Below are 24,575 nucleotides of genomic sequence, written 5' to 3' on the forward strand. Positions count from 1 at the left end.
TCATGCGTTTGCAGTTTGACTTCGTCGCCCCGACGGGCACTCACTTTGGCAAGGTCCAAAGCCTCGAGGAGGTGCTGGCCAGTATCAGCGCCCCTGTTGATCGCTGGGAGGATACCCCCTCATCCCTGACCTTGGTCGACGGGCGGGTATCGGAATGGGCAGGCCTGATCAATGGCCGCACGCTGACGCAGGCCAATGCCAACTTCCGCCCGCCTTATGCCGATGGCGTTGTCCAGTTTGGTAACCCAGCGACAGGGGCGGCTGCCGCCGCGATGGGTTTGACCGGCGCGGCTATCGGTCAGCAGGAAAAACTAACCTTGGCACTGCGGCTGAAGCTGCTGCCCGATCAACTGCTGACAGACAACCAAGGGATCGTCAGTTGCCAGACGGCCCCGCAACAGCGGTTGACCTATCGCTATACTGGCGGGGCGAAGCAGGTGCGCACAAGTTTTGCGGGTGTGTCGCCCTTCGTTGCATCGCCGCTGGATCTGGCGAATGACGGCAGCATCGGGATGGTGGTGGTCTATAACGGCCTGCGGTGCACGGCCCATATGCCGGGGGCCGATCCGGTCAGTGTTGAAATGCCAGCGCTGACGAATTGGTCAGAGTTCTATGTTGGCAGCATCAGCAACCTCAACAACCCCTCGCTGCGCGGGTCCATCAGTCGCATCGGCCTGTGGCAGTCAACGCCCACCGACGACCAGCTGGCCGCGCTGATGAATTGGGTGGCGTAACCGCACTCCGGCCCATTGTCGTCCCGCCCCGCCGCGGGCTTTTTATGCGCAGGAGGCGCTATGTCTGATCCATCCCCGCTGCGCAGTCCCGAGTTCTGGGGCGGCGTGGCCGTCGCGCTGATTGTGAAAGTGCGCACCAGCAAGCAGCTTGGCCCGTGGCAGGTCATCACGACGATTGTGGTGGCTGTGCTGGCGGCGTGGGTCGCCACGGAATGGGTGTCCGCCTTGACTGGCGTGCCCCAGCCTGTGGCGGCCGCCATCGTCACCCTGACGGCAGAGGGCGTCATGCGCTGGGTGCTGATCGCGGTGAACGACCCTAAGCAGGCCATCGAGTTGTGGAAGGCGTGGCGGAAGTAATCAGCCAGCGCCAACCAGCTCGCGGCGGGCGGCGCTGGCAAGGAATGATGAGCGGGTCATCTTACGCGACTTAGCGGTCTCATCGATCGCGCGTAGCAATCCGCGCTCGATGCTGATGTTCACGCGCTCGAGCGCGGTATCTGCGGCGATGTAGGGCACGGGCATCAGCACCGCGCCAGCGGCTAATTCTGCGGCGACATCGGGGCGTGCGCGAACAGCGTCCAGCGGAGCAGGGGCAACGTCCGGCTGATCCTCGAACCAGAGATCGAGGGCTTCTGTTGCAGCCTTGGGGATATCGTCCCATGTATCGGCGGCAGCGAAGGCACCGGGCAAATCAGGGAAGGTCAGGCCGTAGGCGCTGCCTTCGTCTTTGTGGATGATGGCGGTGTAATAACGCATTGGGGTTTCCTTTCCGGCGGGCGGGCGATGGTGGGCGGGGCTAGAGCAGCCCCGCCTGTTGGTAGATGCTTTTGACGGTTCCGAGCGGCAGGTCTTTCTTGGGGTGGGGCAGGATCACGACCTGATCCCCTTTACGTAGTTTGAGGTGTGATCCGCGTTTGGATACTTCCTCGAACCCTGCATCTTTCAAAACCTTCAGAAGCTTTCGTGAGTTGGTCTCTAACTCCATCGCCCTCCCTTTCATGTGTATTTATATACACAAGGGCAGCGGGATGCGCAAGGATAATGTGTAAATAAATATACAATAACTTCATCCCAGATCCCCATCAGCCCCGCCATCGTGCGGGGTTTTTCATTTCATAGGAGGCAGGCCATGGCGGTCAGCATCGACAGCGAGCACGCGCGGCGGATCATCATCGTCGCGCGTGAACAGCGGCTTACGCGCGCGCAAACGGCCTATGTGCTGGCGACGGCGTGGCACGAAACGGGGGCGTTCAAATGGCTGCGGGAAATCTGGGGCCCGACCCCCGCGCAGCTGCGGTACGAGGGGCGGGCCGACCTGGGCAACACCGTGCCGGGCGATGGTAAGCGCTTCATGGGGCGGGGCTATGTGCAGATCACCGGACGGCGCAACTATACCGATTGGTCAAAGCGCACGGGAATGGCCCTGATCTTCCAGCCCGAGCTGGCCGAACAGCCTGCCGTCGCCGCGCGCATTTTGGTGGAGGGCATGCGCCTCGGCACGTTCACCAAATATGCGCTGGCCGACTTCATTAACGACGCGTGCACCGACTTCGTGGGCGCGCGGCGGATCGTCAACGGCACCGACAAGGCCGCGCTGATCGCGGGCTATGCCGAGGCCTTCATGGCCCTGCTGCCCGACGACAGCGGCAGCCTGTGGGCGCGGATCATCAAAGCCCTGTGGGGCATCATCAAGGGGAATGCGAAATGATTGCACCGGTTGCACGGATCATCCTGCGCTATGTCGCCGCGGCGCTCGTTACCTATGGCGTGGTTGCGGCGGACATGGGGCGGCAGATTGCAAATGACCCCGACATCCTGAACGCGCTGACCATCCTGATCGGGGCGGTGGTGGGGGTCGTCACCGAAGCCGCATATTTGCTGGCCAAGCGGCTGGGGTGGACGACGTGATCGATTGGCTGATTGCGGCCATCATCGGGGCGGGGGCGCTGGCCCTCGCATGGTGGCAGGGGCGGCGCAATGGCCGCGCGGACGAACGGCAGCGGCAGGGAAAGACGAATGACCAGACACGCAAGCGCATGGATGACGTGGACAGCCCTCGGGGTGCTGATGATGCTCGTGAGTGGCTGCGCAAGCGCGGTCAGTCAGGGCGCGATCTGTGATGGGACGCGGCAGGCCCGCGCTGATCACGCCCGCGCACTGGCCGAAGATGGCGGCGATTTGTCGGTGGTGACTGGGGCGCGGTTGATCGGGCTGATCGACGCTGGCTGCGGCTAGAACTGCGTTTCCAAAACGCCAGCTAAGCTATTGATTCCTACGTGGGTTGGCTTGGGGTGTTTCCACGGCATCTTATTGAAAGATATGAACTTGCGCGCTCCTGTCGGGTGCGCCATCATCCAAATTCAGACATTTAAGACGCTGATAATTCAGGTTTTATTTTTCGAGTTGGAACTTATCTTTAAAAAGTTGGAACTATCGCGTTCGTCACTTGTTCCCATCAGGATGCGACGGCGTTCAGCCTTGCGGCTGTAATGGTCGATTTCCGCCAGAGATTCATGTCCTGTCCATGCCCCGATCTGGTGGGTCGTCGCGCCGTTTTCAGCAAGGGAAGAGGCGCGGGCCTTGCGTAGGCCGTGTGCCGTTTTGCCGACCAAGCCCGCTGTCGATGCCGCTTCTGAAAACCATGTGCTTGCCCCTTTGATCGACCGGGGTTTGCCATGTTCCGTCACCATGATGACCACATGGCGTTGCGGCCGTGCGTTCAGGGCATCGATCAGCAAAGCCTGATCTGTGGGATCTGCAAACTTGGGCGCTGGGGTCATAACGGGGATCGAAACCTCGCCGCCGGTTTTCTGTTGATTGAACGTCAGCCAGCCGTCGCGGCCGACCATACCTTCGGAAATTCTCACCGCGTCTGACATGCGCGCCCCCGTCCAATACAGCAGCTCCATTGCGAGGCGTTGTGAGAGGTGGTTCGGTTTATCTGAATATGTTCCGGGCGTTTTCCAAGTGGTTTTCCGCTTCGGTTAGGCGTCTGCCACTTCGGGCATTGGATGGTTGAAGTAAGCGTGATCGGGGGTTTTCCCGTCAAGCGATGAATGCGGACGGCGGGTGTTGTAGAAGTTCAGATATCGGCCGATCCCGGCGCGGGCTTCGGCCAAGCTTGCATAGGCCCGGAGATAGACTTCCTCGTGTTTGATGGTCCGCCAGAGGCGTTCAACGACGAGGTTGTCGCGCCATGCCCCGTGGCCATCCATGCTGATCTTGATTTCCCGGGCGTCCAGCACCTTGATGAAGTCTGTCGAAGTGAACTGGCTGCCGTGGTCCGTATTGAAGATCTCGGGCGTGCGGTATCGCGCCAGCGCCTCTTCCACAGCTTCTATGCAAAAATCGGCCTCCAGCGTGATCGACGCCCGTCATGCCAGGACGCGCCGTGTGAGCCAGTCCAGCACGGGCGCGAGGTAGATGAACCCACGCGCCATCGGAATGTAGGTTCCATCCATTGTCCAGACCTGATTGGGCCGGGTGATGGGCAGCTTCCTGAGCAGATAGGGGTAGCTCTTGTGCCCCGGCGCCGGCTTCAAGGTGTTCGGCCGGCGTTAAAGCGCCTCGATGCCCATGGTCTTCTCCTCGCTCGCAGCATCATGCCGCTGTTGCGCGGAAAAACCACTTATCCCAGATGTTCAGATTTCCGGAACCACCTCTGATAACCGCCGTTGGCCGGAGTGGCTGATCGAGGGCTGCCCGATTCACGACACAATCGACGCTGTGTGGGGTAAAAACGATGAACCTTGAAAACGTCCCAGCCCCCCGCAGCACCAAGGCGCAGGCCCAAGGCTGCCGGTGCGAGGTGCGCAATGTCGAGCCGCAGGACTACGCGAAATGGCCCAACTGGTTGACGCGCGGTTGCCACCTGCACGATGCCACGTGGCTTGCCGCCAGACATGGTCGTACTTGATATCATACCCGCCTCGTGCGGGCTTTTTTTATGCGCAGGAGGCGCTATGTCTGATCCATCCCCGCTGCGCAGTCCCGAGTTCTGGGGCGGCGTGGCCGTCGCGCTGATTGTGAAAGTGCGCACCAGTGAGCGCAGCTTGGCCCGTGGCAGGTCATCACGACGATTGTGGTGGCTGTGCTGGCGGCATGGGGCGCCACGGAGTGGGTGTCCGCCTTGACGGACGTGCCCCAGCCTGTGGCGGTCGCGATCGTCACCCTGACGGCAGAGGGCGTCATGCGCTGGCTGCTGATCGCGGTGAACGACCCTAAGCAGGCCATCGAGTTGTGGAAGGCGTGGCGGAAGTGACGCCCTTCACTATGATTGCATTACGCCGAGGCTTGGATCGACTTGTCGTTGGTTGCATGGCGTTCAATCAAGGTCTTGATAGCGCGACCTGACGGTACTGCGCGGGCCAGCTCTCGCTCTGCGCCGATTTCCTCCAGCTCGGGGAATATCGCAAAGATTTCGGCGCGCGACGCTGCTGGAAGGCTGGCGAGGGCAATCGGGCCGGTGTGAAGGCTTTCACTTTCAGCGCCATTGGCGAAGACGATTTCGTGCTGGTCAAATAGGATGTGGAAATATTCGACGCTCGCGGCGGCTTCATCGACGTAAATGCCGGGCAGGGCCGTCAGCTTGACTGCGGGCACCAGCACTTCGCCGCCAAACATACGCTCGGCGATTTTCGAACGCACAAGCATGCGGTGCTGCGGCGAGACGCGCAGGTCTTGGGCGGGTAGATTGTCCCCCAGCGCGCCAGCCGTGATGCAGATCGGGCGCATGTTATCAGTCTTCGTCCCCAAAGCAGCTCTCATTGCGCCGACCCATCTGATGGGCTGGGGGCCATGATCGGTCGTAAGGACCATATCACCCGCGCGGAGATCTTCGATTGTGCGATAACCTGTAGGGGTGGCAATCAACGTGCCGCGTGTAAAGCAGACGGCTTGTCCAGTCTTGGTATTAAAACCAACTTCGGAAAACTCGATTGTAACGCCAGGCGCGAACGAGACGGGACCAAGTGATATAATCGTTCCGACCTCTCCGATAACGTTGTATTCGGTTGCGGTTATTATAGCATATACATTTCCGCCCGACGTGCCCAGATATTCGATAGTTATTCCTGGCCCCGTTGGACTGTCAGGAAAGAGAATTTCGAGCTCATCTCCTACCCGAAAGACGGTGTCTGTCCCTTCTTTAGCAACTCCCCATGCGGTCTCCGGTCTTCCAAGTGAATAGGACCAGTAGGTAGAGGTAACGGTGCCGTCGTCGTTTGACGTGAATTCCGTGGAATACTGCACATTGAAGCGAATCATACTTCACTTAACCTTATCTATGCCATTGATTTCATTTAATATAATGCAATCAATAATGCTTGTCGTGTAGACGGGCGCTGTACGCCTCTTTCTTTAATCATTGGCGGGAGGGGACCTTAGTTCCCAATGCTAACCAATTCCTAACCTAGTATATAATTTCATATAAGCCCATAGCATATACGTATGATATTTGGCCGCACACCCCGCCATCGTGCGGGGTTTTCCATTTCATAGGAGGGCAGGCCATGACGGTCAGCATCGGCAGCGACCACGCGCGGCGGATCATCACCGTCGCGCGTGAACAGCGGCTTACGCGCGCTCAAACGGCCTATGTGCTTGCGAAGGCGTGGCACGAAACGGAGGCGTTCAATTGGCTGCGGGAAATCTGGGGCTCGACACCGGCCCAGCTGCGATACGAGGGACGGGCCGACCTCGGCAACACCGCGACAGGGGATGGCAAGGGCTTCATGGGGCTGGGCTATGTGCAGATCACGGGCCGCAGCAGTTACACCGATTGATCTAAGCGCACGGGCCTTGCCCTGATCTTCCAGCCCGAGCTGGCCGCCAGCGCCGGTGAAACTGCGTGCGGATGCACGGGCCAGCAGCTTCATTTTACGAAAGTTCAAGCGGCCGGCACTGGCTGTCGTGCTGGCTTTCGTGGTTTTGGTCGTGCTATTGTGGCTAGCGGCGCGCTGGGTTTTCGGCGGTTGAATTCAGTGCCTGCCGCTTTGATCCGATAGGCCGAAAGAAATGCATGCGCCCACCCATCGTTAATATATTGACATTTCATTCGCGCGGTGCGTCAAGTTGACGCATGGTAAGTCTAACGCGCTTGAAAGGATGGGCCAATGGTCGATACCAGAGCATTTAGAGACGAACAAACAACAGCTTGGGGCGCAGTCATCGCCGGTGCGGTGACCGTCTTCGCCATTTCCATGGTCGTGACCATGATTGGGGTCGGCCTAGGATTGGGGGCGGTAGATGTTAACGCCGCGAACCCCGTCGATGGCGTCGGAATGGCGTTCGGCCTCACCTCCGCCATCGGGTTGGTGATCAGCTTGGCCGCCGGTGGCTTTGTGGCGGGCCGCCTTGCCGGTCGCTCGGGGGCGATCCATGGCTTTCTGACGTGGGCATTGACGCTGTTCATCGCAGCGATCTTCAGCATCCTTGGTGCGGCGACAGTGCTGCGCGGCGCATCCGCGATTGTGGGCGGCGTTGCCAGTGGCGCTGGCCAAGTGGTGGGGGCTGCCGCGGATGGGGCAGGTGCCTTGGCGGGTGCGATCGACGGCGACATGCTGCCGCAAATCGACCTGACCGCCGCGACGCGCGACATCCGCGGCGCCCTGCGCAACACCGATATTGAGGCCTTGCAGCCCCAAAATATCGACGCTGCTGTTTCTGGGGCACGAGCCGATATCACAACCGCCGCGCGCCGCTTGGCGGTGACCCCCGGCGATTACGAGGCCATCGCGACCGATCTGGGCCAAAGCCTGCGCGGCCGCGTCGAAGGCATCGCAAACGACATAAACCGCGACGATATCGAGGCCGCACTGGTGCAAAACGGCTTTACGCAAGACCAAGCCAGCGATGCGACCGACCGCGCTATCGCCGCGTTTGATCAGGCACGCAACACCGCCACCGACGCGATCAACAACGCCGAGAAGATGATCGCCGACACGCAAACCCGCATCGCCGACCTGCAGGTTAAAGCGCAAGAGGCCGCCGCCCAAGCCGCCGCGGCCAGCGCCGCCGCAGCACTTTGGGCAGGCCTAGCGGCGATTGTCGGGGCTGTCTTGGCCGCCTTCGCAGGCCTTTACGGCGTCAATAGTCGTAACCGCGCCCGTCCGTAAGGCGGCTGCTTTACGGCAAAAGCCCCGCTTCGGCGGGGCTTTTTACCTTTGCCGCTGCTGGCGGCGCCAATCCCAAGGCGCGATGAATTCGCCCGCCCACATGCCGCGTTTCTCGCGGCGCGCGGCGCGCTCTTGGCCGTCGTAAACCGCACCGCCATATTGCCTGTAGGCTAGGGCGTGGCCATTGCGCACCATCACCGCGCCAACATCAGCGCCGTTCGCGTGACAGGTCGCCACGACGCGGCCATAGCGGTCGGTGTCGCGGTAGCGGCAGGCCACCGTCGCGCGCCCGATGAAGTCGGACAGGAACAGCGCAGCCTCGGTCCCGCAGCGATAATCATGCCCCCCGCGTGCGCAGGCCTGCCGCCCTTCGGGGGCGTCGATCCCATGTAAACGGATGCGCTGGCCGTGCATATCCAACGTGTCGCCATCGATGACCGAGACGACGCCGGTCAGGTTTTGCTGCGCATGCGCGGGCGTCAACGAAAGTGGCCAGATGGCGGCGAACAGGATCAGCATCAGTTTCATCGCGCCTGATTAGCAGCCGCTGCGGGGCACGGCATCAGGAAAATCGCTCGAATTTGCGCAGGTTTGCGCGTATTTCCGCGCGCGCGGCCCCGACCGGTTTGCACCCTTGGGCCTACTGCCTATCTTTACCCCCACACACTGACGAGATGCAAAACGCAGATTAAAAAGGGGGAAACCATGCGACTGACGGGCTTGTTCTACACCGCCCTTGCAGGGCAAATGGCCGCCACCGTGCCGGTTCTGGCAGATGATTTGGCCGACGGCGCACAGATTGCGGCGGCCTTTGTCGCGGGCGATACCGACCAAATCTGGGCCGCCGCCACGCCCGATATGCAACAGGCTTTCGGATCGGCCAAAGATCTGGCCGCTTGGCGCACTAGCCTCGGCACCGAATTCGGAACCGAGGAAGAGGTGATCGACGAACAGACCGCCGAAAGCGGCGGCTTCACCGTGTATAGCCGCGTTGCCCGCTGGTCGGACACACCCGACCCGATGGAAATCGTCATCTCGCTGGACGAGGGGCAGAAAATCGCGGGATTCGTGATGCGCCCGCAACCCGTCGCCGCCAATAGCGCCCAGATGGATTATGAAACCCAAGCCAATCTGCGGCTGCCGTTCGATGGGCCTTGGTTCGTTTATTGGGGCGGGCGCGACATCGCCGATAACTACCATGCTGCCGATCCTGTCCAGCGTTTTGCAATGGACTTTCTGGTCCAGCAAGACGGCCAAAGCTATGCCGGCGATGCATCGATTTTGGCGAATTACTATTGCTGGGGGCAACCGATTTTGGCGCCTGCAAATGGCACTGTGGTGGCCGCAGAAGGCGGCTGGCCCGACCAACCCATCGGCGAGACCGACCCCGTAAACCCGCTGGGCAACCATGTGGTGATCGACATGGGTAACGGCGAGTTCGTGTTCCTGGCGCATTTGCAGCAAGACAGCCTGACCGTTTCCGAGGGCGACACCATCAGCGCGCGCCAGCAAGTCGGGCGCTGCGGGAACAGCGGTAACTCGACCGAGCCCCACCTGCACATGCATATGCAGAACGATCCCACCTTTGGCCAAGGCGAGGGGTTGCCCGCCCAATTCAACCGCTATACCGCAGACGGCGAAACCGGCTTGCAGGGTGAGGTGCGCAAGGGGCAGACCGTCCAGCAGGATTAATTATATTTCAGGCGAGTCACCCTCGGCCTGTATCCGTGCGGCCTGTACCGCGTGCAAATGGCCGATCGACCAGCGGTGCAGGGCCGCCGGCAGCGTTTCCAACGACCGCCCCAGATTGGTGATTGCGTATTCAACCGAAACGGGCAAGCTGGCGATGAATCGGCGACTGATCAAGCCGTTATGTTCCATCTGCCGTAGGCACTGAGCCAGCGCTTTTTGCGTCACCCTCTCGATATGGCGACGCAATTCGTCAAAGCGTATAGGACCGGCTTTCAGAACGCTCAGCGCCATCATTGTCCAATTGCCGGTCACCTGTCCGAACAGAATCCTGCAGGGACATTCGGCCGAAAAATACGCGCAATCGGTCATGGGGTAGTTTACGCCGGTATACTTGGTTGGCATTTGGTGTCTAATTGACACTAGATTTACAAGATATACTACGCCTGATCTATGCCATAGCATCGGCTGTCTGTGTGGCGGCCGGTTGGATGGGAACGGACTGATAGCGTGAAAAACCTATTGATCTTCAATGGCCACCACAGCGTCAGCGCGTCTTCCGGCAGACTGAACTGCAGCTTCGTCGAGAAGGCAGAATACTTATTTGAATACAATGGGTTAAACGTATATAATTCGATTAGAAACGATGTATAGGGCATTCGCCCGGGGTCATCAAATCCATCCGCGCCGACGTCGTCTTCATGCGAATCTCGGTCAACTGGATGAGGTCTGGATGCTGGGCCTGCGCGGCACACTCTCGGCAGGCGACGGCGCACGGCTGCCGCCCCCAAGGAAAACTACGGCCTTGGCGGTAAGTTTACGGACAAATACATGCTCTCGGTCACCGGGAATACCCCTGAATAGGCGTTCAACAACCCCGCCGAGGATTATTTTGCTGCTTTTAGCGAAGTTGGCATGCTGCTGCCGCTGCACCTGGACTTCAAGTGAATCGGGCTAACACACTTCCCGACCTTCTTAGCTTGTGGTGTCGTGAAAGAAAATAAATTCAATAATGATATCAATATTTTATATTTCAATTTGAACGAGACATTTTAACACCACAGCGCGCGGATCAACCCCGCGCGCCGCTATCGTCAAAGCTTGACTGCCTAGCTTTGCAACAGGTTCAACAGGTATTGGCCATATTCATTCTTGCCGAACAGTTTGCCGCGAGCTGCCAGCGCGTCGGCGGTGATCCAGCCTTGCTCATAGGCGATTTCGTCGGGGCTGCCCGCTTGCATGCCTTGGCGCTGTTGCAAGGTCCGCACAAAATTCCCCGCATCCAACAGGCTGCTGTGGGTGCCGGTATCAAACCACGCGAACCCCCGGCCCATCCGTTGCACCGTCAGCGCGCCATCGTGAAGATAGCTTTCCAACAGTGTGGTAATTTCCAATTCGCCCCGATCGGACGGTTTCACCCCACGCGCACGTTCGGGTGCGGTACCGTCCATAAAATAGAGACCCGTCACAGCATAAGGCGAGGCCGGGACGGCAGGCTTTTCTATGATGCTTTCGACGCGGCCATCGCCATCAAATGCGACGACGCCATACCGCTCGGGGTCGGCGACGCGATAGCCAAAGACGGTTGCACCGCTGTCTTGCGCATCGGCCGCGCGTAGCAGGTCGGTCATGCCGTGGCCGAAAAAGATGTTATCGCCCAGCACCATGCACGACGGCGCTCCGTCGAGGAAACTTTCCGCCAACAGATAGGCCTGCGCTAGACCATCGGGCGAGGGTTGGACGATCCACGTCAGCGACAGGCCCCATTGGCTGCCATCGCCCAAGGTGCGCTGGAACTGGTCTTGATCTTGCGGGGTGGTGATAATCGCAATCTGTCGGATGCCGGTCAGCATCAGCACCGACAGCGGATAGTAGATCATTGGCTTGTCATAAACCGGCAGTAACTGTTTGGACACGCCGACGGTAATCGGATAGAGCCGCGTGCCCGAGCCGCCCGCCAGAATGATGCCTTTACGCTTCGTCATTGGAAATCTCTCAATTCTATCAATGTTGACGACAGATCGGCGCGCCAATCGGGGCGCGCCAGGCCGAAGATCGAAAGGGTGCTGCAGTCCATACGACTATTGGCGGGGCGCTGTGCGGGTGTGGGGTAGGCGCTGCTGGGTATATCGTTGATCGTGCAGGGTAATCCCGATTCGGCCATGATGGCGCGGGCAAAGTCGGCCCAAGATACATCGGGCGCGCCCGCGAAATGATACGTCCCGCTTTTGGTGGCATCTTGCTGCAGGGCTGCGGTGATTGTCAGGCACGCTCGCGCGATGGCTCGTGCCGATGTCGGGCCACCGATCTGGTCAGCCACCACGTTCAGGCTGGCCCGTTCCGCCCCAAGGCGGCGCATGGTTTTCACGAAGTTCTGCCCATGCGCTGAAAACACCCAAGAGGTGCGCAAGATGGCATAAACCCCACCTGCGGCGCGTGTGCCTTCCTCGCCCTTCAGCTTTGACCGCCCGTATGCGCCCAACGGTGCAGTAGGGCTGTCGGGGGTGAAGGCTTGCGTGCCTTGGCCGTCAAAGACGTAATCCGTCGAAATCTGCACGAAAGGCACGCCGATCTGCGCGGCGGCGGCGGCCATCGCGGTGGGGGCCTCGCCGTTGATGATCGTGGCGGTGGCTTCCTCGGCCTCGGCCTTGTCGACGGCGGTCCATGCAGCGGCGTTGATCACCGCGCTGGGGCGGTGGGCCAAGATCGCAGCGGCGCAGGTTGCGGGGTCGGACAGATCCGCAGCATCGCGCCCCAAAAACACCGCGTCAGGCGCCAGCTTCTGCAGCTCCAGCGCGACTTGGCCGGTGCGGCCAAAAACCAGAATCGTCATGCCTTGACACCCAAGCGGACACCAACACCCGCGCGCGCTTGCAGCGGGCGCCACCAAGCCTCGTTCGCCAGATACCAGTCTACCGTCCGCTCCAACCCCTCCTCGACCGTGACCGAGGGGGCCCAGCCCAGTTCAGCCCGAATACGGCTGGGGTCGATGGCATAACGCGCGTCATGGCCCGGGCGGTCGGCCACGAACGTGATCTGGTCGGCATAGCTGCCCGAAGCTTTGGGCAGCTTGCGGTCCAAAATCGCGCAGAGGGTTTTCACCAGTTCAAGGTTCGTCCGCTCGTTCTCGCCGCCGATGTTGTAGCTGCGCCCGACCGCCCCTTTTTCAACGGCCAGCAGCAGCGCGTCGGCGTGATCCTCGACAAAAAGCCAGTCGCGGATGTTCGCGCCATTGCCGTAAATCGGCAGCGGCTTTCCAGCCAGCGCATTCAGGATGATCACGGGGATCAGCTTCTCGGGGAAGTGGAAGGGCCCGTAATTGTTGGAACAATTCGTCAGCACCACCGGCAGGCCATAGGTTTCGTGCCACGCGCGCACCAGATGGTCGGACGCCGCTTTCGATGCGGAATAGGGGCTGCGCGGGTCGTAGGGGGTGTCTTCGGTGAACTTGACAGTGGGGTCGGCGGGCAGCGACCCGAACACCTCGTCGGTCGAGATGTGGTGAAAGCGGAATGCGTCGGGCTTGCCGCGGCGCGTCCAATAGGCGCGCGCGGCCTCAAGCATGTTGTAGGTGCCGGTGATGTTCGTTTCGACAAAATCACCCGGCCCGTCGATCGAGCGGTCGACATGGCTTTCGGCCGCCAGATGCATGACGACATCGGGCTGGTGGCGGTCGAACACCGCATCCAGCGCGGCGCGGTCGCGAATATCGGCTTGCTCGAACGCATAAAGCGGGCTGTCCGCCACACTTGCGACATTATCAAGGCACGCGGCATAGGTTAGCGCGTCGACATTCACCACAGCATGGCCGCGCTGCACCGCCAGCCGCACAACCGCCGAGCCGATGAAGCCCGCGCCGCCCGTCACCAAGATCTTCATCGTTAAGCTTCCCACTTAAAAGGGCTGTCAAAATCTGCCAGCATCGGCGCTACCGTGTCTTTGGCCGACAAGGTGGGCTGCAGGTCGCCCAAGCCCCAATCGATGCCGATGGTCGGGTCATCCCAGCGGATGCCGCCATCGCAGTCAGGCGCGTAAAAATCGCTGCACTTGTATTGCACTTCGCAATCGGGCGTGCGTGTGACGAAGCCGTGCAAAAAACCCTTGGGGATCAGCAGTTGATGGCCGTTCGCGGCGCTCAGATCGGCCCCGACCCACTGGCCGTAGGTCGGGCTGCCTTTGCGAATATCGACAGCCACATCGAAAATCACACCGCGCGTGCAGCGCACCAACTTGTCCTGCGCGTGGGGCGGGCGTTGGTAGTGCAAGCCCCGCAGCGTGCCGATTTGGGCCGAGAAGGAATGATTGTCCTGCACGAAGTCGATCTCGATCCCGGATTCGGCCATCTTGGCCGCGTTCCATGTCTCGGAGAACCAGCCGCGTGCATCGCCGAACTTGGGCGGCACGATCAACACGACCCCAGCCAACGCGGTCTTTTCAATTTGCATTCTGAAATCCCAGCATCTTAAAATTTTAACCCACGCGCTGTCACACAACCACACGCACGCTGTTATGATAGCTTTATTGCGACAATCTATACTATTGCGGCAATACGAATTTACGCATTTTTCTGCCTGAAAGTTTTTTTTAGGGCAAAGGCGATGTTGCGGGTGGCGCCGCAGGTGCGCCGCGTAGTGTCAGGGCGATGCCATGACGGGCGAAACGATCCGCGACCTTGTCCAGTGCGGCGCGGGCGGTAATGTCCATAAATTGCGCGCGGCGCAGGTCGATGGTGACAGGCTGGCTGTGGAAAGTGGGGTCGAACGCCTCGACAAAGGCATCGGCCGAGGCGAAGAAAACCGGCCCGCTGACGCGATAGGTGTCGCCATCGCGCACCACGGTTAGCAGCCGAGCCGCCTTGCTGGTAAAGAACACGCCGCTCATCAATACGCCGACAAGCACCCCCAGCGACAGGTTGTGGCTGGCCACGGTGACGGCCACGGTTGCGCCCATGACGCAGGTTGATAGCGGCGGCGTATGGGTGATTTTGCGCAGCGATCCCCAATTGAACGTGTCGATCGACACCATGATCATAATTGCTACCAGCGCCGCCACCGGCACCTGTGCGATAAATTGGCCAGCCGCAACCATAAGCCCCATCAGAATGACGCCCGCCGCCAGCGTGGACAGGCGACCACGTCCGCCGTACTTCACGTTCGAAACCGTCTGCCCGATCATGCCGCATCCGGCGATCCCGCCGAACAGGCTGGCGGCGATATTGGCAAGCCCAAGGCCGCGCGCCTCGGCGTTCTTGTCGGATGGTGTTCCGGTTTGGTCATCGACGACGGTAGCGGTCATCAGGCTTTCCAGCAGACCAACCATGGCAATGGCCAAGGCGGGCAGGGCGATGATCTGCAGCAGCGCCCAGTCGATCGCAACTTCGGGCAGTTTGAAGGCGGGCAGCCCTTGCGGCATCTGCCCCAAATCGTAAACACGCGGTACGGCGATGCCGAACACCCAGCACAGCGCCGTCAGGGCGACTACGCAAATCAACGGCGCGGGGATGGCCGTGGTCAGGCGCGGCGCAAGATAAATAATCGCAAGGCCTGCAGCCATCACGGCATACCCACTTACGCCCGCGTTGACGATATGCGGCAGCTGTGCGGCAAAGATCAAAATAGCCAACGCATTTACAAAGCCCGTTCTGACCGAGCTGGAGACATAGCGCATCAGCATCGCCAGCCGCCCGACCCCGAAGACAATCTGGAACAGCCCCGCCAGAATGCCCGCAGCAAACAGATATTCGATCCCGTAATCCCGCACCAACGGCGCGGCCACCAGCGCCACCGACCCCGCCGCAGCCGAGATCATCGCGGGGCGCCCTCCGAAGATTGCAATCACCACGCTGATTACAAACGAGGCATATAGCCCCACCGCAGGGTCGACACCTGCCGTGAACGAAAACGCGATCACCTCGGGGATCAGCGCAAAGGTGGCAACCGCGCCGGCCAATACTTCGCGCACGGGGTTATCGCGCCATTGGCGCAGATAAGTTCGGGTCATCATGCAGTGTCACACAGCCAGTTGTTGCAGATAGATGCGCACCGCATCTTGAATATGGCGAAAACGGTCGCCGCCCAAATGTTTGCCGCCAAACCAACGCGTCACAACGATGATGTGGTTTTGCAGATTATCACGCTCTAACATCCGCAGAATGACCATGCCTGCGCCAGCCTCGCCATCGTCGTTTTTGATGGGGGTGCCATCCAGCAAAAGTCCCCAGCTGTTATGCGTGGCCTTGGCGAATTTCTTGTTTTTCTTCAGCAAACGCAGAAATTCTTTTGCGGCTTCCTCGGTCTCGCACGGACCACCAGCAACCGCGTATTTTGAACCGCGATCACTGATCACCCCCTCTATTACCAGCATCAGCCCAAACCGATCCGCTGGGCTTTGGGCAGGCTGTCCCGCACCAGCGCGTAGGCGTCCGAGATCAGATCGCGCAGCAGGTCATCGTCGATATCTGGCCCGGCCAGAACCGAAATCCAATGCCGTTTGTTCATATGATAGCCGGTGCGAATGCTGGGCAGATGCTCGCGCAGGAAATGGCTCCGCTCGGGGTCGCACTTCAACGTGACGGCGGGGCGACCATCAACGGCGCCTATCAGGCAGAACATCTTGTCACGCAGCTTGTAAACGACGGCATCAGGGCCAAACGGAGTCGTTCTGACACTGGCCAGCAAGCTTTCGGCGTGTTCACTGGCAATGGCGTGGATGTCTTGGTCGCGCATGGGGCCCCCCGATTTTCACAACACCTAGCGCGGGCGGTGGGAACGGGAAAGGGCAGCAAAGCAAAGGCGGGCCGTTTTCAGGCCCGCCCTTAATTTTTTAGCGTGTCGCAGCAGCGTCAGCTGGCGTCAGAATGCCAGCATCATTGCCCCACGAATTGCGGATATAGGTGCTGACTGCGGCCACCTCCTCGTCGTTCAGACGGGTCGCGAACGAGGGCATGTACCCGAAACCATGGATGATCGTGCGCGGCAGATAGTCTTTGTCTTCCATCAGATCCGCACGGGCAGCCAGTGCGGGCCCTTGCATTCCCTGACCTGCGGCACCGTGGCAGGCGGCGCAGGCGCTGCCGTACAGGGTCTGACCTTGGGTGAACAGCGTGTCGTAATCAACATCGGCGGTGGCGGTTGCATCGGCGGTTGCAGCACCCTCGGTCGCGACCGAGGTGTATTGCGTTTGCGGTGCAGGGGCCGTCATCATGCCAGTTTGACCATCCGCATCTTCGCCCAGATAGGTGAAGACCAAAATGGCACCGGGGTTATGCAACACGTTGGTAAAGCCGGTGTTGCCGTATTTCTGCGCCGAGGTGCCGAAGTTGTCGGTCGCCACGAACACCTCGTTACCCGGCCCGATTTCGATATCGCGGTAGCGGTTTTGCGTGCTGAACCACAAGGTGGGCAGGCCGTCGACCGATTGGCCGTCATCGCTGAGGTGTTGCACATAGATGCCGCCGTGCTTCAGCGTCGGGATCAGGATCGAGTTGTCCCAAGCCGCAATCCCGTCTTCGCCCGCAGCATAGTAATAGGCCGACGACGGCGCGATGGTCGGGTTACAGATCCAGCCGCAGTTGGCGGTGAAGTCGTAATCGTTGTCGACCGTCCAATAGGTGGTCATCGGGTCGTGCATCTCGGGCGCAAATTCCAGCTCGGGGAATTGCGGCACGGTGTCGGGGATGCCTGCACGGCCGGTGTAGCGTTGACCCTCGGGGGCTTGGCTCCAGTCGGCATAAATATACGACTTACCGTCGCGATAGCCTGCAACGTTCGGCCAGCCGTAGTTGCTACCACCCGCGATGATGTTCAGCTCGTCATCGGTGTCGGGGCCGTGCTCGGTCGCGTAGATTGTGCCATCGGGGCCGAAGGTGATGCCCTGCGGGTTGCGGTGGCCATAGGTAAAGATGTGGCTGCGCACGTCGTCTATCGTCGGGTTGTCTTCGGGGATCGTGCCGTCCAGGTTCACGCGCAGGATTTTGCCGCTGTAGGCGACCCAGTCACCACCATCGACCTGTTCTTGCGTCGGCAGCAGTTGGGCGTGGTTCGGCTTGCGGTAGTTGCCGCCGAAGTTCGCGCCTTGCTCGCCCAGCGTGTAGAAGATGTGCTGGCCATCGGGGGCGAATTTGATGCGCCCACCGTTGTGGTCATTGCCTGCCGGAATACCCGAAATCAGGTCAACAGGGTTCACCAGTTGCTGCGCATCGGCGTCATAGGCGTAACGTACCAGCTTCTGCTTGGGGTCCGGCGCATCTTCGGTGCCCGTATTATAGGTGTGCACCAGATAGACGTAATCATTGCCTGTACCTTGCATGAATTCGGGGTGCAGTGCCAAACCCAGCAGCCCTTGGTGCTGCACATCGACCGAAAAGTCGGTCAGCGTCAGCAGCACTTGTTGCTCGCCCGTTGCGGGGTCGACGCGGGTTACCTCGCCCGAGGAACGCTCGGTCACCCACAGCATGCTGTCGGGGCCCCAGGTCACTTCCCACGGGTTCGACAGACCGGTGGTCAGCACGCGCGAGGTAAAGGTGTTGTTCGCGCCGACCTCGACTTCAACCGGGTTGACTTGGGCCATCGCGCCCGATGCGCCGACAACCACAGCCAGGACTGAAGCGGCCAGCAGCTGCTTGGCACGTGCTTGCGCTAACATGCCGGGCGCAGCAAAATGGGATAGTTTAGACATTTCCGTCTCCTTGCTTTCTGGCTTGGACGTCAGAATCGCTCGCGATGTGCGAAGATTCGCGACACTATGTCGCGCGCAACCTTTCAAAATTGTGATGGGATGTAAAGGTGCGGGGCATGTCGGGCGGCCCTTGCGCCGCTTCTTTGGGCAGAATATCCGGCGGTAATGAAAGTCCTATCACGCCTGCGCACCGCTATTCCCGAACTGTCCCTGATCGGCATTACCGTCATCTGGGGCGCCAGCTTTATTGTTGTCCAGTTCGTCGTCACCCAAACGGGGGTTCTGTTCCTGATGGGGGGGCGCTTTGCCGTGGCGGCGGCGCTGACCAGCGTGCTGTTTGCACGCTATCTGCGAGGGCTTACGGCGCATGAAGTGCTGGCCGGCGGCTTGATCGGGCTGTCGATTTTTATCGGCTACGGCCTGCAGGCCTATGGGTTGCAAACAATCCCCAGCAGCACATCGGCTTTTCTGACAACGCTTTACGTGCCGCTGATCCCGCTGCTGCAATGGGCCGTATTTCGCCGCCCGCCGCATCTGTTCAGTTGGTTGGGGATCGCGCTGGCGTTCATCGGCCTGTTGCTGATCACGGGCGAAGGGATCGCGACGCTCTCCCTCTCGCGCGGTGAAGTGGCGACGATTCTATGTGTCCTCGGCGTCGCGGCCGAGATCATGCTGATTAGCTATTTCGCCCCCACGGTTGACAGCCGACGTGTGACTATCGTGCAGCTGTGGATTGTTGCAATTCTGGCTTTCGGCACTATGGCGGCGACAAGCGCGCCGCTGCCAGCGTTTTCGTGGGGCTGGGTCGCGGGCTTGGTCGCACTGGGCGCGGCCAGCGCGCTAATCCAACTGGTGATGAACTGGGCCCAGCGCACCGTGTCGCCTACACGCGCCACGGTGATCTACACCGGCGAGCCTGTCTGGGCGGGCCTGATCGGGCGCATCGCGGGGGAACGGCTGGCCCCGCTGGCGTTGCTGGGCGGCGTTGTCATCGTAATTGGCGTTTTAATCAGCGAACTTGGTCCGACATTGTTCAAAAAGCCGCGGCGCAAGTATTAATACCGCCGCTGGGGCTTGCCGCTGCCGGCAAGGTGCGCGTATGAAATACGTATGAAAAAAACATACGGCACACCGGCGCGTCAGATGCGCAGTCTCTGCTTCGGGGCGGCGCTCGCGATGGCGACGGTGGCCAGCGCACAGGGCGCGCCCGCCCTTGTTCTTGCCATAGGGGGCGAGCCCGAGACAGGCTTCGATCCGCTTTTGGGCTGGGGCAGCTATGGCAACCCGCTGTTCCAATCAACGCTGCTCCGCCGCGACGCTGCACTGAAGACCGAACCCGATCTGGCGACAGGCCTGCAACTGTCGGACGACCGCCTGACGTGGACGATCACCCTGCGCGATGGCGTTTTTTTCACCGACGGCACGCCGCTGGATGCTGATGACGTGGCCTTCACCTTCAATCAGGCGAAAGCCGCCGCAGGCGCGCTCGACCTGCAAGTACTGCGCGAGGCCGTCGCTATCGACCCGCAAACCGTGCGCCTGACGCTGGATCGCCCTTGGATCACCTTTGCCGAGGCGTTCTTCACCCTCGGCATAGTGCCATCAGGCAGCTACGGGCCCGATTATGGCCGCCATCCGGTAGGGTCGGGCCCCTATAAAATGGTATCGTGGGACGAGGGCGCACAGCTGATCGTGTCCCGCAACGACGAATACTACGGCGCGGCCAGCGATTTCGCGCAAATCACCTTTCTCTTTACCGGCGAGGATGCTGGACTGGCGGCCGCGCAGGCGGGGGCGGTGCAAATGGTCGCCGTGCCTGCGCAACTAGCCGACAGCGTGCCGGCCGGTTTCCATGCTCGCAGCGTTGCGACGGTTGACAACCGTGGCATCAGCCTGCCGTTTCAATCGCCCACCAGTATCGATGGCCAAACCATCGGCAACAGCGTTACAGCCGACCCCGCCATCCGCCGCGCGATGAATATGGGGCTGGACCGCGCAACGCTGATCGATGTTGCACTGCATGGTCATGGTACGCCAGCCTTCGGCCCGGCCGATGGGTTGCCGTGGGGCGGCGCAGACGACCGTGTCGATTATGACCTGCCCGCCGCAAACGCGCTGCTGGACGGCGCGGGGTGGAAGGTCGGCAGCGATGGCGTGCGCGCCAAGGGCGGCCAACGCGCGGCCTTTGCACTGCACTACCCAGCCGGTGACACCACGCGTCAGGCGCTGGCCGAAACCGCCGCCGCTTTGCTGCGCCCCTTGGGTATCGAGGCGACGCCGACCGGCGGCAGCTGGGATGCGATCCGCCGCGTGATGCATACCGATCCGGTGGTTTTTGGCTTTGGCAGCCATTCACCCTACCAGCTTTACAGCCTGTTCGATTCCCGCAGGGCGGGCGTCGCCTACGACAACCCGTCCTACTACAGCAACCCGCAGGTCGATGCGCTGTTCGCGGGCGCGCAATCTGCCGTCGGGCTCGAGGCCTCATACCCCCTTTGGTCCGAGGCCGCGGCCATCTACGGCGTCAACGGCGATAACGTTTGGCTGTGGCTGGCCAACCTCGACCACGTCTATCTGATCAATGATTGCCTCGACATCGGCACCCCGCAAATCGAGCCGCACGGCCACGGCTGGCCCATCACGGCCACGCTGACCCAATGGCGCTGGACGTGTGACTAAGTGACCACCGCATTCCGGATCATCCTGCGCCAGCTTGCGCTGCTGGCCACCGTGGCGCTAGCCGTGTTCATGCTGATGAAGGCCGCGCCCATCGACCCGATCGACGCCTACCTCGGGCCGGCGATCGCCACCGTCGGCCCCGAACAGCGCGCGCAGATCGCGGCAGACTGGGGGCTGGATCAGCCCGCGTACCAGCAGTTTCTGGCGTGGGCCGCGCATATTCTGCGCGGTGATCTGGGGTTCAGCCACGCGTATAATGTGCCGGTCGCGCAGGTTCTGGGCGACCGGCTGGGGCCATCGCTGGCGCTGGCGGGTCTGGCGTGGCTGCTGTCGGGCGCACTGGGGTGCGTGCTGGGGGCGCTCGCCGCGCTGTTTGCGGGCCGCTGGCCCGACAGGGTGATCCGCCTCTACTGCTATGTACTGGCTGCAACGCCCACGTTCTGGCTGGCGATGATCATGCTGATGGTGTTCGCCGTCACATTGGGGTGGGCGCCCGTCTGCTGCGCGGGGCCGATTGGCGTGCCGCCCGATCAGGTTAGTTTCGCGGCGCGCGTTCATCACCTCATGCTGCCGCTGGTCGTGCTGACGCTGTTCGGTGTCGCGCAAATCGCGCTGCACACCCGCGTCAAACTGATCGAGGTGCTGCAAAGCGACTACGTCGCCCTTACGCGAACGCAAGGGGCGGGCGCACTCGACATTCTGCTGCACCACGGCGCGCGTAACGCCGCACTGCCCGCCGTCACTGCAATGTTGGCATCGGTGGGCGAGGTGATGGGCGGCGCTATTTTGGCCGAGCAGGTCTTTGCATGGCCGGGCTTGGGGCGCGCGACCGTCGCCGCAGGGATGAAGGGCGATGTGCCGCTGCTGCTGGCTATCGCGCTGCTGACCGCGCTGGTCGTGGCTGCGGCGACGGGGCTGGCGAATATACTTTATACCCGTATCGACCCACGGATGGCTGCCCGATGAACGCGCGCGGGTGGGCCGTTTTAACATCGGCTTCGGCCGCCAGCCTGATCGGCGCGGTCGCGCTGGCGGCGTGGGGATTGGGCGACGCGGGTGTGCAGCCCGACTTTGCCGCCCGCATGCTGCCGCCCAGCATGCGCCACCCCTTCGGCACCGACCAGATGGGGCGCGATATGCTGGCGCGCGCGGTGCACGGCCTTGCCCTCAGCCTGCAGGTGGGGGTTATCGCGGCGGGGCTGGCGGTGGCGATTGCGACTGGATTCGCGCTTGTTTCAACCTTCGGGCGGCGGGTCGACAAGATTGCGGCATTTATCATCGACGCGATGCTGGCCATGCCGCACCTGATGCTGCTGATCCTCCTCAGCTTTGCGTTTGGGGGCGGCACGCAGGCTGTCATCGCCGCCGTGGCGATTAGCCACTGGCCCCGCCTTGCACGCATCCTGCGGGCCGAGCTGCTGCAAATCGCCGCCGCCCCCTATATCGAGGCGGCGTATGCCATGGGTAAATCGCGCGCCTTTGTCGCGATGCACCATATTCTGCCCCACTTGGTCCCGCAGATGATGGTGGGTTTCGTGCTGATGTTCCCCCACGCCATCTTGCACGAGGCGGGGCTGACCTTCCTTGGCTTCGGGCTCGAGCCCTCGCGCCCGGCCATCGGCGTGATGCTGGCCGATGCGATGCGGCATATCAGTGCCGGGCGTTGGTGGCTGGCGCTGTTTCCGGGTCTGATGCTGCTGGCGCTGGTGCTGGCGTTCGATGCATTGGGCAACGCGATCCGCCGCCTGACCGCGCCGCGCGTGGCCCCATGTTGAGGGTCGCGGGCCTGTCCGTCGGCGTCGCCCGTCCTGTCGGTTTGCGCGGCACGCAGGTGTTGCCGCTGCTGACGGACATCAACTTGACCGTGGCTGCGGGCGAAATTGTTGTCGTGCTGGGGGCATCTGGCGCAGGCAAAAGCCTGCTAGCCCATGCGATCATGAACATTCTGCCCGCAAATGCCCAATGCAGCGGGACGATCGCCTTGCACGGGCATCCCATTACGCCCTTGCACCCCGTGGCGCTGCTTCCGCAACACCATGGTTTTCTGGATCCGCTGGCCCGCGTGGGCGCGCAGCTAAGCTGGATGGCACGCCGCAAGGGGCAGGCGGCGACCCCCGCCGCGCTGCTGGCCAGTGTGGGGCTGGACGCGAGCGTTAAACGGCTTATGCCGCATCAACTGTCGGGCGGCATGGCGCGGCGCGTGCTGCTGGCGCTAGCCCTAGGGGCCGCGCCCGACCTGATCATCGCGGACGAGCCCACGGCGGGCCTTGACCCCACCAACAGCACGATCGTGACAACCCATCTGCAAACCCTGGCCAAACGTGGTGGCGCGGCGCTGGTCATCACCCACGACCTGATGTCTGTGCTGCCCATCGCCACCCGCGTCATCGTGCTGGACAATGGCCGTATCGTCGCGGCGGCGCCTGCCGGCCAGTTCACGGGGGCAGGCGAGGCTTTGCCGCTGCCCGCACGCAACCTGTGGCGCGCCTTGCCTGAAAACGGCTTCACCGATGCTTGAGGCCCGCGCGATCACTGCCACCCATGGCCGCCGCATCGTGCTGGAAAACGCTAGCTTGGCGCTGCCTGCGGGCGAGATCGTGGGGCTTTCAGGGCCATCAGGGCAGGGTAAAACGACCCTTGGCCGCGTGCTGGCGGGGCTGCATCGCCCAAGTGCTGGCGTTATCACGATGGACGGGGCTGTGCCCGATTTTCGCGCTGTGCAATATCTCTACCAAGATCCATTGTCCGCCATGAACCCGCGCTGGCGGATCGGGCGGATCATTACCGAGGGGCAGGACACGTCCCCCGACCTGCGCGCCGCCATCGGCGTGCCAGCGGCGTGGCACGACCGATTTCCGCATGAACTCTCGGGCGGCCAGTTGCAGCGTGTTGCCCTGCTACGGGCCTTGGCGCTGCGCCCGCGCTATCTGGTTGCCGACGAGATCACATCCGCCCTCGACCCGCTGTCACAGCTGCATATCTGGCGGCTGCTACAGCGCGTCGCGCGCGATCAGTGTGTTGGCATTCTTGCGATCAGCCACGACAGGGCGCTGCTGGGGCAAATCTGCACGCTGGGTCAGGTTACACTGTAGCGATCAGCCAGGGCGCAAACGACCAAGCGGACGGCATCGGCGATCATAACCTCGACATCCGGCCACGCGGGGTCTTGGCCCATCATGGCGCTGTTGACGGCATCGGTCACAATCATGTCATGGAAAAAGATTGCTAAACGCCGCGCCTGCGCGTCGTCGCCCAGAAAGCGCGCGATCATCGCTTGGCTTTGGCGCGGGCCAACATCGTACCACTTCGCCATCAGCGCGGGGAACTGGTCCGACACCGCCAGCACCATGCGCTGAAACGCGATATGGCGGGGCTGTAACAACTGGCGCATCAAGGTGCGGGCCAGAATATCCAGCCCGACCGCAGGGGTCGCCCCGCCCAAGTCCAGATGGGCCAAGGGCGAGAGGAGCGTCGCGCAAAGCTGGGTCACAACCTCGGCGAACAGCCCCTCTTTCCCGCCGAACTGGCGGTAAACGCTGGTTTTCGACCCGCCCGCAACGGCCACCACCTCGTCAATCGTGACATTGGCAAAGCCTTTGGCCAGAAATAGCTCGGTCGCGGCGGCGATTAACGCTTCTTGACGGGCAGCGCCGCGCGAGGACAGTGGGGGGCGTGCGGACAT

The 24,575-nt window shown here is 61.6% G+C and carries 29 protein-coding genes and 2 pseudogenes; 15 read left to right on the top strand and 16 right to left on the bottom strand.

Going from position 1 to position 24,575, the window contains the following annotated elements:
• The first annotated feature begins 2 nt into the window (after window positions 1–2).
• Together BVG79_RS05485 and BVG79_RS05490 are read left to right on the top strand one after the other, a co-directional pair.
• On the top strand, window positions 3–734 hold the full coding sequence (locus tag BVG79_RS05485; protein WP_085786003.1) for a hypothetical protein: 732 nt from the start codon (window positions 3–5) through the stop codon (window positions 732–734).
• Window positions 735–794: 60 nt separating this feature from the next.
• On the top strand, window positions 795–1,091 hold the full coding sequence (locus BVG79_RS05490) for a hypothetical protein (RefSeq protein WP_085786004.1): 297 nt from the start codon (window positions 795–797) through the stop codon (window positions 1,089–1,091).
• On the opposite strand, the gene BVG79_RS05495 is transcribed toward BVG79_RS05490, so the two are convergent.
• Window positions 1,092–1,490, bottom strand: a complete 399-nt coding sequence (locus tag BVG79_RS05495; protein ID WP_085786005.1) for a type II toxin-antitoxin system HicB family antitoxin — start codon at window positions 1,488–1,490, stop codon at window positions 1,092–1,094.
• A 40-nt stretch (window positions 1,491–1,530) separates the two neighbouring features.
• Entirely contained in the window at window positions 1,531–1,719 is a 189-nt protein-coding gene (locus tag BVG79_RS05500; RefSeq protein WP_085787265.1) for a type II toxin-antitoxin system HicA family toxin, read from the bottom strand.
• A gap of 144 nt (window positions 1,720–1,863) precedes the next feature.
• On the opposite strand from BVG79_RS05500, the gene BVG79_RS05505 reads away from it, so the two are divergent.
• The 3 genes from BVG79_RS05505 (at window position 1,864) to BVG79_RS13485 (ending at window position 2,969) form a co-directional block, all read left to right on the top strand.
• Complete coding sequence (locus tag BVG79_RS05505; protein WP_085786006.1) at window positions 1,864–2,442, top strand: hypothetical protein; 579 nt, start codon at window positions 1,864–1,866, stop codon at window positions 2,440–2,442.
• Window positions 2,439–2,642: a hypothetical protein gene (locus tag BVG79_RS05510; protein ID WP_085786007.1), complete on the top strand. Its 204-nt coding sequence runs from the start codon at window positions 2,439–2,441 to the stop codon at window positions 2,640–2,642. Before BVG79_RS05505 ends, BVG79_RS05510 begins: the two co-directional genes overlap by 4 nt.
• Before the next feature lie 108 nt (window positions 2,643–2,750).
• Window positions 2,751–2,969 carry a hypothetical protein gene (locus tag BVG79_RS13485; protein WP_157115633.1) on the top strand — a complete coding sequence of 73 codons (219 nt, stop codon included), beginning with the start codon at window positions 2,751–2,753 and terminating at the stop codon, window positions 2,967–2,969.
• 149 nt (window positions 2,970–3,118) lie between these two features.
• On the opposite strand, the pseudogene BVG79_RS05520 reads toward BVG79_RS13485, so the two are convergent.
• Window positions 3,119–3,664, bottom strand: a pseudogene (locus BVG79_RS05520) (tyrosine-type recombinase/integrase); the annotation flags it as partial.
• Between the two features lie 54 nt (window positions 3,665–3,718).
• Window positions 3,719–4,321: pseudogene (locus BVG79_RS05525) on the bottom strand (IS3 family transposase); the annotation flags it as partial.
• Between the two features lie 533 nt (window positions 4,322–4,854).
• Here BVG79_RS05525 and BVG79_RS13740 point away from each other — a divergent pair.
• Window positions 4,855–4,995 carry a hypothetical protein gene (locus tag BVG79_RS13740; RefSeq protein ID WP_236951428.1) on the top strand — a complete coding sequence of 47 codons (141 nt, stop codon included), beginning with the start codon at window positions 4,855–4,857 and terminating at the stop codon, window positions 4,993–4,995.
• 20 nt (window positions 4,996–5,015) lie between these two features.
• Here the strand turns inward: BVG79_RS13740 and BVG79_RS05535 are convergent, their stop codons facing one another.
• A complete protein-coding gene (locus BVG79_RS05535) occupies window positions 5,016–5,999 on the bottom strand; it encodes a Hint domain-containing protein (RefSeq protein ID WP_085786010.1) in 984 nt (327 codons plus the stop codon).
• A 245-nt stretch (window positions 6,000–6,244) separates the two neighbouring features.
• Here BVG79_RS05535 and BVG79_RS13635 point away from each other — a divergent pair, with 245 nt between their 5' ends.
• Entirely contained in the window at window positions 6,245–6,517 is a 273-nt protein-coding gene (locus tag BVG79_RS13635) for a hypothetical protein (protein WP_085786011.1), read from the top strand.
• A 330-nt stretch (window positions 6,518–6,847) separates the two neighbouring features.
• Window positions 6,848–7,849 carry a YrzE family protein gene (locus BVG79_RS05545; protein ID WP_157115634.1) on the top strand — a complete coding sequence of 334 codons (1,002 nt, stop codon included), beginning with the start codon at window positions 6,848–6,850 and terminating at the stop codon, window positions 7,847–7,849.
• Window positions 7,850–7,891: 42 nt separating this feature from the next.
• Here BVG79_RS05545 and BVG79_RS05550 read toward each other — a convergent pair whose 3' ends face one another.
• On the bottom strand, window positions 7,892–8,377 hold the full coding sequence (locus BVG79_RS05550) for a thermonuclease family protein (protein WP_198167894.1): 486 nt from the start codon (window positions 8,375–8,377) through the stop codon (window positions 7,892–7,894).
• A gap of 177 nt (window positions 8,378–8,554) precedes the next feature.
• On the opposite strand from BVG79_RS05550, the gene BVG79_RS05555 reads away from it, so the two are divergent.
• Window positions 8,555–9,541 (top strand): M23 family metallopeptidase, encoded by a 987-nt coding sequence (locus BVG79_RS05555; RefSeq protein ID WP_198167895.1) that lies wholly within the window; start codon window positions 8,555–8,557, stop codon window positions 9,539–9,541.
• Here the strand turns inward: BVG79_RS05555 and BVG79_RS05560 are convergent, their stop codons facing one another.
• From BVG79_RS05560 to BVG79_RS05600, 9 genes are all read right to left on the bottom strand, one after another.
• On the bottom strand, window positions 9,542–9,943 hold the full coding sequence (locus BVG79_RS05560) for a winged helix-turn-helix transcriptional regulator (RefSeq protein WP_198167896.1): 402 nt from the start codon (window positions 9,941–9,943) through the stop codon (window positions 9,542–9,544). It abuts the gene before it with no gap.
• Between the two features lie 704 nt (window positions 9,944–10,647).
• Window positions 10,648–11,523, bottom strand: coding sequence for a glucose-1-phosphate thymidylyltransferase RfbA (gene rfbA, locus BVG79_RS05565; protein WP_085786013.1), 876 nt, complete (start codon window positions 11,521–11,523; stop codon window positions 10,648–10,650).
• The gene (rfbD, locus tag BVG79_RS05570) at window positions 11,520–12,371 is read right to left on the bottom strand and encodes a dTDP-4-dehydrorhamnose reductase (protein WP_085786014.1); all 852 of its coding nucleotides are present in this window, start codon (window positions 12,369–12,371) and stop codon (window positions 11,520–11,522) included. Before rfbD ends, rfbA begins: the two co-directional genes overlap by 4 nt.
• Entirely contained in the window at window positions 12,368–13,417 is a 1,050-nt protein-coding gene (gene rfbB / locus BVG79_RS05575; RefSeq protein ID WP_085786015.1) for a dTDP-glucose 4,6-dehydratase, read from the bottom strand. Before rfbB ends, rfbD begins: the two co-directional genes overlap by 4 nt.
• Before the next feature lie 2 nt (window positions 13,418–13,419).
• On the bottom strand, window positions 13,420–13,983 hold the full coding sequence (gene rfbC / locus BVG79_RS05580) for a dTDP-4-dehydrorhamnose 3,5-epimerase (RefSeq protein WP_085786016.1): 564 nt from the start codon (window positions 13,981–13,983) through the stop codon (window positions 13,420–13,422).
• Between the two features lie 139 nt (window positions 13,984–14,122).
• Window positions 14,123–15,541: a SulP family inorganic anion transporter gene (locus BVG79_RS05585; RefSeq protein WP_085786017.1), complete on the bottom strand. Its 1,419-nt coding sequence runs from the start codon at window positions 15,539–15,541 to the stop codon at window positions 14,123–14,125.
• Between the two features lie 6 nt (window positions 15,542–15,547).
• Complete coding sequence (locus BVG79_RS05590; protein WP_085786018.1) at window positions 15,548–15,901, bottom strand: YigZ family protein; 354 nt, start codon at window positions 15,899–15,901, stop codon at window positions 15,548–15,550.
• Window positions 15,901–16,263, bottom strand: coding sequence for an MmcQ/YjbR family DNA-binding protein (locus tag BVG79_RS05595; protein ID WP_085786019.1), 363 nt, complete (start codon window positions 16,261–16,263; stop codon window positions 15,901–15,903). The genes BVG79_RS05590 and BVG79_RS05595 overlap by 1 nt, the downstream gene beginning before the upstream one ends.
• 97 nt (window positions 16,264–16,360) lie before the next feature.
• Window positions 16,361–18,214 carry a glucose/sorbosone family PQQ-dependent dehydrogenase gene (locus BVG79_RS05600; protein WP_236951429.1) on the bottom strand — a complete coding sequence of 618 codons (1,854 nt, stop codon included), beginning with the start codon at window positions 18,212–18,214 and terminating at the stop codon, window positions 16,361–16,363.
• Window positions 18,215–18,379: 165 nt separating this feature from the next.
• On the opposite strand from BVG79_RS05600, the gene BVG79_RS05605 reads away from it, so the two are divergent.
• From BVG79_RS05605 to BVG79_RS05630, 6 genes are read left to right on the top strand one after another with little or no spacing between them, the layout of a single operon-like run.
• Window positions 18,380–19,273 carry a DMT family transporter gene (locus tag BVG79_RS05605; RefSeq protein WP_085786021.1) on the top strand — a complete coding sequence of 298 codons (894 nt, stop codon included), beginning with the start codon at window positions 18,380–18,382 and terminating at the stop codon, window positions 19,271–19,273.
• Between the two features lie 51 nt (window positions 19,274–19,324).
• Window positions 19,325–20,893, top strand: a complete 1,569-nt coding sequence (locus BVG79_RS05610) for an ABC transporter substrate-binding protein (RefSeq protein ID WP_236951430.1) — start codon at window positions 19,325–19,327, stop codon at window positions 20,891–20,893.
• Window positions 20,894–21,859, top strand: coding sequence for an ABC transporter permease (locus BVG79_RS05615; RefSeq protein ID WP_236951431.1), 966 nt, complete (start codon window positions 20,894–20,896; stop codon window positions 21,857–21,859).
• Window positions 21,856–22,668 carry an ABC transporter permease gene (locus tag BVG79_RS05620; protein ID WP_085786022.1) on the top strand — a complete coding sequence of 271 codons (813 nt, stop codon included), beginning with the start codon at window positions 21,856–21,858 and terminating at the stop codon, window positions 22,666–22,668. The genes BVG79_RS05615 and BVG79_RS05620 overlap by 4 nt, the downstream gene beginning before the upstream one ends.
• Window positions 22,662–23,411, top strand: a complete 750-nt coding sequence (locus BVG79_RS05625) for an ATP-binding cassette domain-containing protein (RefSeq protein WP_085786023.1) — start codon at window positions 22,662–22,664, stop codon at window positions 23,409–23,411. Before BVG79_RS05620 ends, BVG79_RS05625 begins: the two co-directional genes overlap by 7 nt.
• Entirely contained in the window at window positions 23,404–23,985 is a 582-nt protein-coding gene (locus BVG79_RS05630) for an ABC transporter ATP-binding protein (RefSeq protein WP_085786024.1), read from the top strand. The genes BVG79_RS05625 and BVG79_RS05630 overlap by 8 nt, the downstream gene beginning before the upstream one ends.
• On the opposite strand, the gene BVG79_RS05635 is transcribed toward BVG79_RS05630, so the two are convergent.
• A complete protein-coding gene (locus BVG79_RS05635) occupies window positions 23,970–24,575 on the bottom strand; it encodes a TetR/AcrR family transcriptional regulator (protein WP_085786025.1) in 606 nt (201 codons plus the stop codon). The two genes, BVG79_RS05630 and BVG79_RS05635, sit on opposite strands and share 16 nt — an antisense overlap.

This window comes from Ketogulonicigenium robustum, from assembly GCF_002117445.1.
GTDB lineage: Bacteria > Pseudomonadota > Alphaproteobacteria > Rhodobacterales > Rhodobacteraceae > Ketogulonicigenium > Ketogulonicigenium robustum.